A 14,848-nucleotide genomic window follows, 5' to 3' on the forward strand; every position below is an offset into this window, starting at 1 on the left:
CCCATGCAGAACCTGGCCCATAGCGCATCCTTTGATTCGGACGACAATGATGAACCATCAAAGCCTGGGATCAAACATCTAGGGCGCACGCACGGAGGGCTCAGCGACAACGCTCGCGGTTCGATCGCCACCCAACATGAATACCCCCGACCGGAAGAGCCAGCGTTTGCCCTCGAATTCGAGCGTATGTAAACGCGTTGTTTGGCCGCTTCTGAATCCATGGCTGCCGACAGGTGATTTCACCATTCGCTCTTCGAAAAATTGCATAGGGCAGAGTGCAACAGCAGTGACATGCTGGATTTGAACCCAATGAACGTTGGTAAGGCGCAATAGAAGAGGTTACGTCAAGCATTGGCGGAACGTAGCGTTCCTACTGAGGTCGTTAGGGCGTCGTGATGCCTTTCGGCAGACACTGCATCGGGGGCGCTTGCGCAAACTCGAGCGGATGGGCCTGGCCGAAGAGGCAGAACCGGGTCGCTGGCAACTCGACGACGGGCTAGGGATAAAGTTGCGCCGTATCGGGGAGTGTGGCGATATCATCAAGACGATGCACCGTGCGCTAACCGGGAAGGAACTCACTCGCAGCGCTGCTGATTATGTCATTCATGACGAGGAATCGAAGCTGAGCCTGTTGTCGGCCGGGTCGCCGCGCGTGGGCTGGCCGATGAGATGCAAGACCGGCATTTTCTGATTGTCGGCGGTGTGGACGGCAGAAGTCACTACATCGATATCGGCAAAGGCGAGGCTAGCGAAGCGACGCCCGATGGTTGCATTGTCCGTGTGACGCTTCGGAACACGGAGCCGACACGGGCACCACAGCGCCGACTGCATTTGAAACATGATCCTTCCGCCACGGAGCGCTTCGCTGAAACGCATGTGCGACGGCTCGAAACGGTTCGGCACGCAGCGGGTTCGTTCAACGGCCCTAATGCGACGTTAATCCAATCGAATCAGGCAAGATCAGCTCACGGATGCCACCTGTCGCTTTTCTTGCCTATGCCTCGGCGTTGTGAAGCGACCGAAGGTGCTCAAATTTCGCCGACATAGCGGTTGCCTGTCTAACGATTGCAGCAACGTCAGACATCTGCGCGAAGCGATCCCTCTTGCTCCACAAGGTACTGCGGTTGCGCCCTCCAGACGATTGCTGCTTTGTTGTCGTGCCCCCGCCCGTCAGACTGGCCGGCCCCGTCGCTTGAGATCGGAAGCCAATCGGCAGCTATGTTCAGCACCGTCGTGGAAGGGCGCAGCCGGCCCCGAAGCTGCCGATCCGGTTTTGTTCATGCCCCAGGGGACCTGGAAGGATAGTTCGACGTCTGGGAATATGGACGTCGTCCCTTTGAGTTCATGTTACGACTTCTCGAAGGGTGAACCTAACAGGGCAGGTTTGACTACAGTCCCTCGGATTCACCACGGTATAAGCGGCGTAAGGTTGCTGCCCGCTTCGCAAGCAAATCAGGCAATCTCCGCAGAATAGGGTGGGTCAGCCCTTCTTGTAGGCACTCCACAGCACATTTGAAGGCCATGTCGGGCAAGACTTCGATGAAATGGCGAATGATGGCGATCGTTTCTTCGCCTGGAAACCTGCCTGCACGTGCGCATCGTTCCCAATGCCGAGGCATGATCTTCTCAATTTCGTAGTATCCTCCAACCTTCATTGCCAATCTCAGGTCATGCATGTCCGCAGGGGTCTCTCCTTCGCCCAGATGCGGCAGGATACTTGAGACGTCATAGAGAGGAGCGAAGGTCGTCGTGCTTCGAGGGCCGAGAATCATCGAGTAGTTCTTCGCGTGAGCGTCCGTACCTGCGATCAGGAAGTTGAAGATGTTGGCCTCCATGAAACGTCGAGTATCTCCCGCCGGATCGTTGGAAGCACTCAGTACGTCGCCGATGATCTCCTTAATGCCAGGTCCGCCCTCGTTCTCGTATTTTTTTTGAGGCATCAACCCCAAGGCCTGGCACATATCTTCTTGATGGATCCTGATAGTTTTTCCGTCCCTAACAGCGCGATCATACCGTTCCACAACGATGACTTGCTGGCCGTCAAATTCCATCACCTGGCTATTTGCCGCCTCTATTCCCAGCAGGTTGGCCAGCTTCAAACAGTAATGCTCGTTTTCCGCCTGTCCGCTTAGATGGGGCATTGGCGGCTTGAAAATATGAGTGGTGGGTATCCGCCCCTCTGGAATGCCCCATGCTCCTGTTTCAGGATCGCGATAAAAGGCTGTTTTCGCTTGAGCTCCAGCCAGGCTGAATTGGCCATGATCACCCATACGTCGAGTAGCGGCCGCGTCTGCGCGCAGTTCCGTGAGACGAGCGCCGATTTCCTGTTCGGTTATCGTCGTTACCCGATCGGCTGAACTGTTCTCCTGGGCCTCGGGCAGAAGAAATTGGACGGCGCCGGCGCAATCTTGTCCGACAGCGCTGATAAGCGCAAACGGGCTTCTTGGAGAAACTTGAAATCGTGTAGCCCAACGCTGAAGCGTCTGCTCGTTGTCAGGTAGCAATCCCCAGATGAAAGCAGCAATTCGGTGATGGCGGTGCATCCGCTCGGCTAGTGGCATCGATAGGGAAAGTGGGATCTGAATTCTTCCTTCACGCCACTCCTCTGCGTACTCGAATTTCAATTGGTCGCCCTCCATTTGGGTGACAGCTCCGACGTGGAACCCCGAGATCAGAACATTCAGGCTCTTTTCATTCGCCATCCTGGGCTCCATCAAATTGTATACGGTGGCGTATCATCATCTTCCGGAGACGGTTTCTTTATCTCGCTGTCTTGTGGCCGATAAGTCGGCTGGGCATCAATCGACACGCCAAGAATGGCTAAGGCCTTCAGGACCATTCCGATTTCGGCTGTCGGTTTCCCTGCTTCGACTTCGGAGATCCAGCCCTGAGATGTTCGTAGCGCGCGGGCAAGCTCAGTTTGAGACATGCCCTTATCTCGGCGTACACTGCGAATGAGTGCGCCACAATCGCGAGGAGTCTTGATAAACATTCGTGCTCATATAGTCGAACGAGGATATGTTGGAATTATAGCTGTTCGGCGATATTTGTCAATATAGCCGAACGGCTATATATGCAACTGCAACTAATCAAGGAAGTAGCAAAAGGGTCGTTTTTACCGTCTATCGTCAGGCTCGCGCGGGCCATCTTCTGCGTGCCCCGAGGCGATATTTGTTGATGATGACGTCCGCCGGTATCCGATTTTTCTACGACGAAATGGCATTGCGGCCGCAGGCAGTCCGGTCGGTCCCTGATCCTTCAAGCAAATGGGGCCCTTACGATGTCGGTTCTCCCCGCGTATCAGTGGGCTTGCCGCCAAACCATATTTTGTGGACTGCTCGTGGGGGTCATCTGTTGCGTTACCCACCTACGCTTCGGCGTTGTGAAGCGACCGCAGATATCCGAATTTTGCAGACATAGCGCTTGCCAGCTTAGCGATTACGGCAACATCTGACATCTGCGCGAAGCGATCTTTCTTACGCTGCAAGTTGTTGCGGTTGCGTCCTCCCGCAACCATCGTTTCCCGCGAAACCCCGCCCTTCCGGCGGGGTTTTTCGTTTTGACCGAAAGCGTAAGAATTCCAGCAAGATCGCCCAGACCTCAATCGCGACCTTGCCGTGTCGACCAATGAGCGGATGATCTCCGCGGCTTCCATGCGTTTCCCCTCGGAATTATGCTGCAGCGCTTCGTGGGATTTGACCCGTACTGCTCAGCCATTGCAGGGTAGAATAGCGGAGGGGCTCGGGCCGTCTTTTAACAGGAGTGTTAGCTCAGCCTTACGCGCTCGAAGCCGATCCCCACGACCCTCCACATCATCTATGGACAAGGCATCTTAGATAGAGGTTCATCAATTTTTCGACCTCGCGCAATCCGTCCTGGCTCACTCTCGCCGGCTGCAATACTGGCTCGGCTCGCCATGCGCAGCCGATTTGTCTCTTGAGTGTAAGCGCTCCAGAATTCGGCGAAGAGCCGTGGATCGAGCATGCGGCTGCGGAGTGCATTGATGCGGCAATGTTCCGCCGTGCTCATTGCATCTGGCTGGTTCGCGGATGGATACCGCGTCCAGCCGTTGCAATGCTTCCATAACTTCGTCGAACGAAACGGCAATTTCGCTGCCTGGCAGTGCTCTCAAAGCAGGCACGGATTCGATCGCGCTCGCATCCGAAGCCCACGAAGCGAGGATCGCGCGCTTTTCTTGAATGTCCAGCGTCGGATCCGCCACGACGTCATCAGGGTGGGCAAAGAAGCGCGATGGCGAAAGCAGTCGATCAAGCGAAATATCCAATGTCTCGGAGGTAGTTGAATGGATGATAATCGGAAGAGCGCGTTCCATCGATGTCCTCCTATAAAACCCCTTTTCTGACAGGTGGCCCGGCATGAAGCCGGGCCACCTGCTTTTCATACGGGCAGGAACGAACCGTCATTCTCATTCCAGGCAGCGACGGCTGCTAAGATGGCGATGGCGAGTCCGAAAATCACATGCGCCCACATCGCTGATGCAACCGTCGAAAAGCCCAAGGCCCAGGGGGCGGCAACGGCCCAAAGTCCTAGGGCCAAATTCGCCCATTCCTCGGCCAGATGGAACTTGAAGAGTGTGGCGATTGCGAGTGCTGTTACTGCGACGCCCACAGCCCAAGCGTGCCACGTCGCATAAGGCTCGGCCGTGTAGCCGAGATACCAGGGAGAGGCCAGTAGCCCGATAGCCGCAGCGACCGTGGCAATATCGAAGGCCTCGCGGTTAATAGAGGACAGGGATTTCAGCATTCTTCATTCCTCCTTTCGCGGTGGTTTCATTGTTCATGAAATCGCTCGCATCGGAGGAGGGCGCGATGGCGAAGCTCGGCGCAATCGCCGTCGCCAAGGCCGGAAGCCGCAGCGAAGAAGCAGCGGCATCGTTTGTTGTGGCTGTCCGTTGACGTGGCCTTCCTGCTTCATTGTTCATCCCTCGTGTTGGGCGAAGGATGGCGCCGGCGGTGGCGTTCATCGTCGGCGCCTTCGCGGATCAATTGCCTATGGCGATCCGCTTGACCTGTGACTGAGCCTTTTCGCTTTTGGGCAAGACGACCGTCAGAACGCCATTTTTGAAACGCGCGTCGACCTTGTCTTCCTCGATCTCGTAGCCGAGCGGGATACGGCGTTCGAACCGCCCGTAAAAGTGCTCGGAGAAATGCCTCTCTTTATCCTCGGCTTCGCGGCGCTTCTCGCCTTTCAAGGTCAGCACGCCGTCATCGAGCAGAACCTCGATGTCCTTTTGCTCCAGGCCCGGCACCTCCGCCGTCACCTTGATTTCCTTTTCGTTTTCGGAAATCCCAACACTCGGCCAACCGCTCGTGATTGCGGCTGTATCTGCGAATGAGGGCAGGGCAGAGCCGAAACTCCGGAATACGTCGTCGAACAAGCGGTTCACCTCACGATGCAGAGACAGAAACGGGTCTCGGTCGCCATCGCGAAAGACGCTCGCGACGTGCTTGCCGTTGCCACGCCCCCAAGGGACGAGATCGCGTACATTCATCGTTATCTCCTTTCCTGTTTCCGTGGGCATAGCTTCGCCGCCGACGCCGGACGTGAGACCGGCGTCGTGACCACGCTGGTGCTGAACGGTCAGGCAGCTATGCTTTTTGTTGCTTCGCTCTTGGCCTCGATCCGAAGAGCAGCGATATCTGGTCCAATCTCAATGCGACGTGGCTTCAGTTCCTCGGGAACCTCACGTTTCAGATCGATGGCAAGCAGGCCATTAACAAGGCTTGCTGCTTCAACCCGGACATAGTCGGCGAGCTGAAAGCGGCGCTGGAACGTGCGTCCGGCGATGCCCCGGTGGAGATAATGCACCTTACCGTCGTCGGTCTTTTCGCCTGCGACCAGGAGTACGTTCTGCTCTTGGGTAATCGTCAGTTCGTCCTGACTGAAGCCCGCCACCGCCATGGTTATGCGGTAGTCGTCCTGGCCTGTCTTGGCGATATCGTAAGGCGGCCAGTTCTCGAATTGCTCGACGCGGTTTGCTGCCTCAAGCACATTGACGAAACGATCGAAGCCGATGCTCGACCGCAACAGGGGAGAAAAGTCGAGAGTGGTTCTCATAGCCACATCCTCCATTGAGCAACATGGGTACAAGGGTCTTTCAGTTTGCCGGCCCCACTGTGGGCGACCGGTGAAAATGATTTGGGAAACGAAAAATGAGGTTTCAAGGGGACAAAAGAGATTTTCTCCGTCCGAATTTATGCAGCGGAAACCCAGCGAAATCAGTATGTTGGAGACCAACTTAGGACCCAGGGCTGTTGCTTGGCGCCTACAAATGAGCCTTGCCTTCCGAGGCGTGGCGGAAGGTTCGAGCGACGACTGCATTGTCATCGCAATCGTGGCATCGGAGTCAGCATCTCAATCCCAGCTTCGCGGTTGCGGGGGTATTGCATCGCGCCTGGTTGAAAAGCGCACAGGCGCCGCGCCATTGCATCCTCGCAAGGAACCCGCGAGGAATACAACTGCGAGATAAAGTCAGTTCGCGCGCATGCTTCGTTCGATCAGCCTGGTCAGCCGCTGCGAGAAGGCCCTGGCGTCGTCCGGCTTGTCGCCGTCGAGGATGCGCGCTTCATCATAAAGCAGATGAACCGCATCTTGCCGGAATGACAGGTCCTCATCGCCCAACTTCGCAAGGGCAAGAACGCGTTCATGACCCGGGTTGATTTCAAGAACGGGCTTTGCGGCCTTGTCGAGCCGGCCGGCAGCGCTGAGCAGCCGCTCGATCTGGCGGTCCGGTCCGCCCTCGGGAGCCACGAGACAGACAGCGCTTTCGGTGAGGCGGTCGGAGGCTTTCACGTCTGAAACTTCCTCGCCGAGGGTGGATTTCATGAACGCAATGAAGGTTGCAATCTCGGGGGAGGTTTCAGCATCGGTCTTTGCAGTGGCATCGGGTAGCGCAATGTCGGAAAGATCGGCGCCGCCCTGCGTTACCGACTTGAACGGCTTGCCGTCGAATTCGGGCGCCATCGCCACCCAGAAGCTGTCGACCGGGTCCGTCAGCAGGAGGACCTCGACACTGCGTGCCTTGAATCCTTCAAGTTGAGGCGAGGCTTCGAGCCGCGCCTTGTCGTCGCCGGTCATGAAGTAGATCGCTTTCTGGCCGTCCTTCATTGCCGCCACGTAATCGGCAAGGCTGCGCCAGGATTCTCCCGATGTGGTCGAGCGGAAGCGAGCCAGCTTCAGCAACTGCTCACGGCGCTCCCAGTCCTCATAGAGACCTTCCTTGAGGACGACGCCGAAATTCTCCCATATCTTCGTGAAGCCTTCGCCGTCGCTTTCCGCGAGCTTCGTCAGTTCGCCGAGGATGCGGTTGGTCACGCCTTTGCGGACTGCCGCCAGAAGCGGGCTGTCCTGGATCATCTCGCGCGAAAGGTTGAGCGGCAGGTCGGCGGAATCGACGAGACCGCGCACGAAGCGCAGATAGCGTGGCACCAGATCCGCATCGTCGGTGATGAACACCCGCCGCACATAGAGCTTCATGCGGCCCTTGCGATCCTGGTCGAACAGATCGAACGGGCGCGAGCCCGGGACGAAGGCCAGCGTGTTGTATTCGTGACGCCCCTCGGCCTTGAAGTGAATGGTCGCGGCCGGCTCGTCATAGAGGCCGGATACGCCGCGATAGAAGTCGGTATAGTCTTCGGGCTTGATGTCGCTCTTCGGCTTCACCCACAGTGCCGTGCCGTCTGCGATCTCGCGTCGGTCAGCTCCCGGTTTTTCAACCAACGCGACCGGTACCGGCACATGGCCGGACTGTTCCTTGATCAATCTCTCAAGCTGATAGGACTGCGTATAGCTGGTGGCATCCTCCATCAGGTGAAGAACGACACGGGTGCCACGCTTCGGGGTGTCTGCAACCGGGACCGGCGCGATCTCGTATGACCCCTTGCCGTCAGAGGACCAGCGCCAGGCCTCGTCAGCTCCTGCCTTGCGGGTGATGACATCAACCCTATCGGCAACCATGAAGGCCGAATAGAAGCCGACGCCGAACTGGCCGATCAGTTCCGCGCCTTCGCCAGACTTCGCAGCCTCGATGCGTTCCATGAAGGCCCGGGTACCGGAACGGGCGATGGTGCCAAGCGCCTCGACCAGTTCCTCGCGGCTCATGCCAATGCCGTTGTCCTCGACGGTCAGGCGCTTTTGGTCCGGATCAGCGGAAATGGTGATGACGGGCTTCGGATCGTCGCCCAGCAACTCCGGTCTGGCGATTGCCTCGTAACGCAGTTTCTCGCAGGCATCGGCAGCGTTGGAAATCAGCTCCCGCAGGAACACATCCCGGTCCGAATAGACCGAATGCACCATCATATGCAGAAGGCGTGAAACATCAGCTTCGAAGGACCGGGTCTCGGCTTCTTTCACATCAGTCGTCATTGAAGATTACCTGCTTTGGCGAGTGGATTCCCGGCGGATGAAATGGCTAAATGCGCGTGCGCTTTCAAGTGCTTCGGCGCCTTAGATTGGCGGGCTGTAGCCGTTTTGTCTGCCAGCCTTGAACCATACGGCCAGACGGCGGAGACGTTCCATAACGATTGCGCGGCGCGCTTCGCAATGTGACGGAGAACGGGAACAGGCCGCTCTTCAGCGCAGAGCGGCCTGAGGCTCACCTCATGTCAGCTGCCTATCCTCAGGCAGGAACGCGACCGCTGCCAGAGGCGGATGTGATCATCCAAGGCTGAACCGCCGGGGCCTTTACCAGGATACCCTTCTTCTTTCCGAAGGCTCGGATTGCGTCTCTCGCGACCTTCAGCGGCTTGAGCTCACCATGCGCCATGATGCACGTTTTCAGCGCGACATCGTGCAGGAGGTCACGGTCCTTCTCCGGCCACTCTTCCAGGAAATCAATTGCGTCTTCCGGTCCGGTGATCTCCCGGACGACATTCTTCTCCTCCTTCAGATAGACGGGTCTGTCGAAGGTCTTCACGATCACAGTCTCCTCTTGTTTGCGAGCAATTCCAGCCACTAAGCCGTGGGAGCCCAGGGCTAAGAGTGATTTGAGTTCGAGTATTCACGAGTTCAAGGGAGGATTGTGAGGTATGGCCGTTCTGCAATCCTCCGGTAGCGGCATGGCTGATCCCGGTGACATGGAATTCTCAAACACATCTACGACGATTTGTGCAGCGAGCGAGGCTATCCCGCAGGGAGCCCCGCGGGCATCAGGCGGAGCCACAGGCCGAATGGCCGTCCTGTAACAGAAAACAGTGGCTTTGCAGCCACCCGGGGGCGGCAGAATGCTGCTCTGCGCCCCACAGTGATCCGTGCTGGTTGATTTATATTAGCTTTTTTGAATACTTAGCCTGCCGAATACGAGGGTGGATAAAACGCGGGAATCGCGACGCTGTTGGCCGACGACGAGTTAGCTTCTTTGGGCGGATCGCCGTGTTGCAAGGCGCTGGTTTCGAATTCCGCTGCGCAGACGGCGGGTCCGTTCGAAGTCCGGCCGGTGAGGGGAAGATGGTGGCAAATCGGGATACTGGCATGCGTATGCGCGGGCTGATGCTGGCGCTGTTGTGCGGCACAACCTTGGCCGGCACGTCGATGGTGCTCGCGCCGGCCCTTGCGGCCGACCTGGATCTGAATGGCGGCACCGTCACACTCCCCCAGGCAGGCTTTTTCAGCGACCATACCTATCTGAATGGAACTGGCGGCGTCGTAAACAACAACGTCGGTGCCGCGAGCCTAACCAGCAATGGCGGCACCGCGAATTACGCCGGCTGGATTAACCAGACGGCCGGCGCCATCACGATCAACCAGATCGGCGGCAACATTACCTATATCAACAACAGCAACAACTTCACCGGCGGCTTCAACGCCAGCGGCAATGCGGCGATCGGCACGAGCAATAGCAACGCGCTCGGGCTCGGCACGATCACGATGGACGTCGGCACGACGCTGCGGGACGATGGTATAGCCGTCACGCTATCGAACGCCATCGTTCTGAGCGGCATCGTCAATTTGGACAGCAACACGCACAATAATTTCACGATCGCGGGACCTATCAACGGCAATGGCAGGCTGACGAAGGTCGGTTTGGGCACGCTGATCCTGACCGGCGCCAACGGCTATACGGGCGGGACGGCGGTCGACGCCGGAACGCTCGAAGTGCGCGGCGGCAACGCGATCGACGACGGCAACCTGGTTTCGATCGCCAATATCGCCGGCGCGACATTGCTCGTCACCGACAGCGAGACGATCGGCTCGCTGTCGGGTGGCGGCGCCCTCGGCGGTGCGGTCGCGATCGCGGCGGGCAAGACGCTGACCACCGGCGACAACACCGCCAACAACATTTTCGCCGGCGTCATCTCCGGCGCCGGCGCCCTGATCAAGCGGGGCACCGACACCTTCACGCTGACCGGCGCCAATACCTACACCGGTAACACCATCCTCAATGGCGGTACGCTGCAACTGTCCGGACCGGCGGCGAGGCTGGGCAGCGCGACCGCCGATATCCAGGTTGGCAACGCTGGCTCCGGCGCGCTCACCGTCACCGGCGGGGCGCAACTGACATCCAATGACGGCGATATCGGTTATGGCGCCCTGGGCACGGCGATGGTCACCGGCGACAACTCGTTGTGGACGGGACACTATATTTCCGTCGGCAGATTAAGTCAGGGCACTCTCAACGTCTTGGCGGGCGGCGAGGTTTCGAGCGTCAAGGGCTTCATCGGCGTCGGCACTGCGGGTACGGCCACCATCAGCGGCGCCGGATCCAAATGGACCAGCGACACCAGCGTGATCGTCGGTTTCGGAGCGGGCGCCGACGGCAAACTCATCGTCTCGGACGGCGGCATGATCGAAGCACCGCGGATCGAGATGGGCAATGACGGAGGTTCCGCCGCGGTTTCGCTCACCGGCTCCGCCGCGAGCGGCCGGGGCTGGCTTGTCACCAGCGAGGTCGTCAAGCAGGGCGGTACCGCCACGGTCGATTTCGACGGCGGCGGCATCCGGGCAACCGCCGACACCCCCGATCTCTTTAACGGCTTCAGTGCCGGTGACGTCAGCCTCGGCGCTGGCGGCGCCTTCGTGGACACCAACGGCCACACTGTCCGCCTCGCCAACCCGGTCGACGGCAACGGCGGCCTCGTCAAATTGGGCGCGGGTACGCTGATGCTGGCAGGCTTCAACACTTATAAAGGCATCACCACGGTCGAGGCGGGCATCCTCAGCATCTACCATCCCGACGCGCTCGGCTCCATCCTGGGCGGAACCGTGGTTTTAGACGGCGCGACGCTGCAGCTTCGGAGCGGTGCCGAGGTCGGCGGTGAGCAGCTGAACATCGCCGGCACCGGCGTCGGCGGCGCGGGCGCCCTGAACAGCACAAATTCCTACAGCCACTATGGCGGCCAGATCACGCTGACGGACGATGCCAGCATCGTCTCCAACGGCAGCGGGGAGCTGACGCTGGGGAATCCGATCAGCGGTGCCTATGCCCTGACGCTGGGCGGAAGCGCCAACGGCGTGGCCAACACCATCAACACCAACGCGCTGGTCAAGGAAGGCAGCGGAACCTGGACGCTGACCGGCGACAGTGCTCTTGCCGGCGGCACCACGATCTCCGGCGGCACGCTGATGCTCGGCGATGGCGGGGTGACCGGTTCGGTCGGCGGCGATATCCTCAACAACAGCTTTTTGGTCGTCAATCACCGCACCGGCCAGTCGACACTCGCCGGCGCGATTTCGGGCGATGGCTTGCTGAGGAAAATCGAGGGCGGCACGCTGACGCTTTCGGGCAACAACAGCTACACCGGCGGCACGGTCATCGAAGGCGGCACGCTGATCGCTCAGGGCGGCCGCGCGATCGGCGACAACTCGGCGGTGGTCATTCGCGATGCCGGCACGTTTCGCGTGCAGAACGACGAGACCGTCGCAATGTTGTCCGGCGGCGCCGGCGACAGCCATGGCAAGGTGGAGCTCAACGGCACGACCCTCACGCTGGGCAGCATGACCGGCGCCACGTCGCTTTATTGGGGCGGCATCACCGGCACCGGCGACCTTGTCAAGGACGGCACCTTCAAGCAGGCGCTTGCCGGCAATAGCGATTACATCGGCGACACAAGGATCATGGGCGGCACCCTCTTTGCCGTGGGCGCTGGCAAGAATTCCATTAGCGACAGCTCAGCCGTCACGGTTGGCGCCAGCGCGAAACTGTCCCTGGTCGAGCCGGTCTCCATTCCCGGCCTCGAGAGCGACAGCGAAACGATCGGTTCGCTGTCCGGCGCCGGCACCGTGGAAGTCGGCGACAAGACGCTGACAACGGGCGGCAATGGCGGCAATACGAAGTTTTCCGGCGTGATCACGGGGAGCGGCGGCCTGACCAAGACCGGCGCGGGCACGCTGATCCTGTCAGGCGCCAACAGCTACTCCGGCACAACCTCTGTCCAGGCCGGCAAATTGCAGTTCGGCGATGGCGTCAATGCCGGTTCCGGTCTGGCCGGGAACGTCACGGTCCTGGGCGGCGCCGGCCTTGCCTTCGACACGCCGGCAACCTTCACACTCGCAGGCGATGGCGATCTGCGCGACACGGCATCGCTTTCCCTCAAGGCGGTTGGCGTTGGCCAGCCTTCGTTGAATGTCAGGAGCCTCACTCTCGGCAATGGCGTCGGCTTCAATCTCTCCGGCATCAGCAATGCCAGCCAGGCCGATCAAGTGCTGATCGAGAGCGCCAACGGCATTTCAGGCGATTTCGGCACGGTCAGCGTCGGCGGTTTTGTCGGCACGGTCGACTATCTGACCGTCAACACCAGGAAGTCGGCCGACGGCAGACAGTATCTGGCGAGCTACGATCTGAGCTGGACGGCGGGAAACAACCTGGCGCATGGTACCTTCACGCTGGGCGATGCCTCGAACAGTTTCACAGCGGGGATGGATCTCGCCGACCAGGTCGCCAATGGCGGCTGGGACGGCAAGTCGCTGACCAAGGCCGGCTCAGGCACGCTGATCCTGACGGGCACCAACAGCTATAGCGGCACCACCACGGTCAATGCCGGCACGCTGCAGCTCGGCAACGGAGGCACGACCGGCTCGGTCGCCGGCGCCATCGTCAACAATGGCACGCTGGTCTTCAACCGCGGCGACGCGGCCATTTCCACCAATGCGATTTCCGGCGGCGGCACGATCCGCCAGGCCGGCTCCGGCATGCTGAAGCTCGCCGGCGACAGTTCGGGCTTTGCCGGTTCGACCTCGGTGGAGAGCGGCATCCTGTCGGTCGACGGCAAGCTCGGCGGCACGGTCGGGGTGCTGAGCGGCGCGCGCCTGCAAGGCATCGGCACCATCGGCGGCCTCGCCGCGCAGAGCAGCGCCACCGTGGCGCCCGGCAATTCGATGGGTACGCTGAATGTCGCGGGCGACATTTCGTTTGCCGCCGGTTCGACCTATGCGGTCGAGATCGCCGGCAATGGCGCCAGCGACCGCATCGCCGCGACCGGCACCGCGACGCTCGGCGGCGGAAAGGTGGAAGTGACGGCGCTGGATGCGCAGGCAAGCTACAAGGACGGCCAGAGCTACACCATCCTGACGGCGGCCGGCGGCATTATCGGCGGCTTCGACCCGGCCGTGCTGTCGCGCTCGGCCTTCCTCGATGCCACGCTTGCTCAGGGTGCCAACACGATCGACCTGAAGATCGCGCTGAAAGGCTCGAAGCCGGAGGAACCGGGCAAGCCAGGCGAGCCCGAGCCGGTGTTCGTGAAGGTGGCCGACACCTACAACCGCAAGCAGACGGCGGGCGCGTTGGACACGCTCGAGCAAAGCGGTGCGCCGCTGGCGCTCTACAACAAGCTGCTGCCGCTTTCGGTCGACGAAGCGCGTGCCGCCTTCGACGGACTGTCGGGTGAAATCAATGCCTCGACGGTTACGGGCTTACTGGAAGACAGCCGCTTCGTGCGCGAGGCGGCGAACGACCGGCTGCGCGGGGCTTTCGAGACGGTCGGCGCCGAGCCGCTGCCGCTGCTGGGTTATGGCGAGGACGGGAAGGGGATGCCGGCGGAGGCTATCGCTTCCGAGCTCTATGGCGCCTGGGGTTCGGTGTTCGGCTCCTGGGGCCACGGCGGCGACGGCAACGCGGCGAGATTGAACCGCTCGACTGGCGGCTTCGTCACCGGCGTCGATGGACTTGTAACCGACAACTGGCGGCTCGGTTTTCTCACCGGCTACAGCCATTCGAGCCTGAAAGTCGATGACCGCAAATCGTCAGCTTCCACCGACAATTATCATCTCGGCATCTACGGCGGCACGGAATGGGGTGCGCTTTCGCTGCGCTCTGGTCTTGCCTACACCTGGAGCGAGATCGACAGCGCGCGTCAGGCCGTTTTCCCAGGTTTTGCCGACAGCCTCACTTCAAGCTACCGTGCCGGCACCACACAGGTGTTCGGCGAGTTGGGTTATGGCCTGAAAGCGGGCAATGTCGCTCTCGAGCCCTTCGCCAACCTGGCCTATGTCAATGTCCACACCGATGGTTTTGCCGAGCAGGGCAGGGTGGCCGCTCTCACCGTTTATGGCGGCTCCAACGACCTCACATTCACCACGCTCGGCATCCGCGCCTCGACCGAATTCGAACTCGGCGGCGCGAAGGCCACCGCGCGCGGCACGATCGGCTGGCGCCATGGTTTTGGCGACATCACGCCGACGGTGAGCCAGGCCTTCACCGGCAGCAGCGCTTTCACGATTGCCGGCGCGCCCATCGCCAGGGACGCGGCGGTGCTCGAAGCCGGGCTTGATTTTGCAATTTCGCCTTCCGCCAAGCTGGGTGTTTCCTACCAAGGCCAAGTCGGCACCAGGACGGGCGACCACGGGGTGCGGGCGGATCTGAATGTGAAGTTCTAGAAAAAAATAGGTCCGATTC

The 14,848-nt window shown here is 60.2% G+C and carries 13 protein-coding genes; 4 read left to right on the forward strand and 9 right to left on the reverse strand.

All coding sequences use genetic code 11. The annotated features are described in order from the left end of the window. From L4923_RS07560 to L4923_RS31190, 3 genes are all read left to right on the forward strand, one after another. A partial coding sequence (locus L4923_RS07560; RefSeq protein WP_239363226.1) for a hypothetical protein occupies positions 1–192 on the forward strand: 192 nt, incomplete at its 5' end. Between the two features lie 235 nt (positions 193–427). Continuing rightward, complete coding sequence (locus tag L4923_RS31185) at positions 428–691, forward strand: DUF3363 domain-containing protein (RefSeq protein ID WP_275448310.1); 264 nt, start codon at positions 428–430, stop codon at positions 689–691. Then, complete coding sequence (locus tag L4923_RS31190) at positions 670–1,047, forward strand: DUF3363 domain-containing protein (protein WP_275448311.1); 378 nt, start codon at positions 670–672, stop codon at positions 1,045–1,047. The genes L4923_RS31185 and L4923_RS31190 overlap by 22 nt, the downstream gene beginning before the upstream one ends. 341 nt (positions 1,048–1,388) lie before the next feature. Here the strand turns inward: L4923_RS31190 and L4923_RS07570 are convergent, their stop codons facing one another. The 9 genes from L4923_RS07570 to L4923_RS07610 all read right to left on the reverse strand — a co-directional run bounded on the left by L4923_RS07570 (position 1,389) and on the right by L4923_RS07610 (position 8,935). Next, on the reverse strand, positions 1,389–2,702 hold the full coding sequence (locus L4923_RS07570) for a type II toxin-antitoxin system HipA family toxin (protein WP_239363227.1): 1,314 nt from the start codon (positions 2,700–2,702) through the stop codon (positions 1,389–1,391). 11 nt (positions 2,703–2,713) lie between these two features. Then, positions 2,714–2,992 (reverse strand): helix-turn-helix domain-containing protein, encoded by a 279-nt coding sequence (locus L4923_RS07575; protein ID WP_239363228.1) that lies wholly within the window; start codon positions 2,990–2,992, stop codon positions 2,714–2,716. Positions 2,993–3,880: 888 nt separating this feature from the next. After that, positions 3,881–4,333 (reverse strand): hypothetical protein, encoded by a 453-nt coding sequence (locus tag L4923_RS31195; RefSeq protein ID WP_425530915.1) that lies wholly within the window; start codon positions 4,331–4,333, stop codon positions 3,881–3,883. A 65-nt stretch (positions 4,334–4,398) separates the two neighbouring features. Beyond that, positions 4,399–4,764, reverse strand: coding sequence for an SPW repeat protein (locus tag L4923_RS07585; protein ID WP_239363229.1), 366 nt, complete (start codon positions 4,762–4,764; stop codon positions 4,399–4,401). Next, positions 4,739–4,984 (reverse strand): hypothetical protein, encoded by a 246-nt coding sequence (locus tag L4923_RS07590; protein WP_239363232.1) that lies wholly within the window; start codon positions 4,982–4,984, stop codon positions 4,739–4,741. Before L4923_RS07590 ends, L4923_RS07585 begins: the two co-directional genes overlap by 26 nt. Positions 4,985–5,002: 18 nt before the next feature. Beyond that, on the reverse strand, positions 5,003–5,512 hold the full coding sequence (locus L4923_RS07595) for an Hsp20/alpha crystallin family protein (protein WP_239363234.1): 510 nt from the start codon (positions 5,510–5,512) through the stop codon (positions 5,003–5,005). An 89-nt stretch (positions 5,513–5,601) separates the two neighbouring features. After that, positions 5,602–6,078 carry an Hsp20 family protein gene (locus tag L4923_RS07600; protein ID WP_239363235.1) on the reverse strand — a complete coding sequence of 159 codons (477 nt, stop codon included), beginning with the start codon at positions 6,076–6,078 and terminating at the stop codon, positions 5,602–5,604. Between the two features lie 414 nt (positions 6,079–6,492). Further along, positions 6,493–8,385, reverse strand: coding sequence for a molecular chaperone HtpG (htpG, locus tag L4923_RS07605; RefSeq protein WP_239363236.1), 1,893 nt, complete (start codon positions 8,383–8,385; stop codon positions 6,493–6,495). A gap of 253 nt (positions 8,386–8,638) precedes the next feature. Next, positions 8,639–8,935: a DUF982 domain-containing protein gene (locus L4923_RS07610; RefSeq protein ID WP_239363237.1), complete on the reverse strand. Its 297-nt coding sequence runs from the start codon at positions 8,933–8,935 to the stop codon at positions 8,639–8,641. A gap of 554 nt (positions 8,936–9,489) precedes the next feature. Between L4923_RS07610 and L4923_RS07615 the strand changes: the two genes are divergently transcribed. After that, entirely contained in the window at positions 9,490–14,829 is a 5,340-nt protein-coding gene (locus tag L4923_RS07615) for an autotransporter domain-containing protein (RefSeq protein ID WP_239363238.1), read from the forward strand. Positions 14,830–14,848: the final 19 nt, after the last annotated feature.

It is taken from the genome of Terribium retamae (genome assembly GCF_022347545.1).
In the GTDB taxonomy this organism is placed as follows: domain Bacteria; phylum Pseudomonadota; class Alphaproteobacteria; order Rhizobiales; family Rhizobiaceae; genus Mesorhizobium; species Mesorhizobium retamae.

Excerpts from the sequence above, each read along its gene's own strand:
- L4923_RS31190 (WP_275448311.1), top strand. The coding sequence starts at position 670 with ATGCAAGACCGGCATTTTCTGATTGTCGGCGGTGTGGACGGCAGAAGT.
- L4923_RS07570 (WP_239363227.1), bottom strand. The coding sequence starts at position 2,702 with ATGGCGAATGAAAAGAGCCTGAATGTTCTGATCTCGGGGTTCCACGTC.
- L4923_RS07575 (WP_239363228.1), bottom strand. The coding sequence starts at position 2,992 with ATGTTTATCAAGACTCCTCGCGATTGTGGCGCACTCATTCGCAGTGTA.
- L4923_RS31195 (WP_425530915.1), bottom strand. The coding sequence starts at position 4,333 with ATGGAACGCGCTCTTCCGATTATCATCCATTCAACTACCTCCGAGACA.
- L4923_RS07585 (WP_239363229.1), bottom strand. The coding sequence starts at position 4,764 with ATGCTGAAATCCCTGTCCTCTATTAACCGCGAGGCCTTCGATATTGCC.
- L4923_RS07590 (WP_239363232.1), bottom strand. The coding sequence starts at position 4,984 with ATGAACGCCACCGCCGGCGCCATCCTTCGCCCAACACGAGGGATGAAC.
- L4923_RS07595 (WP_239363234.1), bottom strand. The coding sequence starts at position 5,512 with ATGAATGTACGCGATCTCGTCCCTTGGGGGCGTGGCAACGGCAAGCAC.
- L4923_RS07600 (WP_239363235.1), bottom strand. The coding sequence starts at position 6,078 with ATGAGAACCACTCTCGACTTTTCTCCCCTGTTGCGGTCGAGCATCGGC.
- htpG (WP_239363236.1), bottom strand. The coding sequence starts at position 8,385 with ATGACGACTGATGTGAAAGAAGCCGAGACCCGGTCCTTCGAAGCTGAT.
- L4923_RS07615 (WP_239363238.1), top strand. The coding sequence starts at position 9,490 with ATGCGTATGCGCGGGCTGATGCTGGCGCTGTTGTGCGGCACAACCTTG.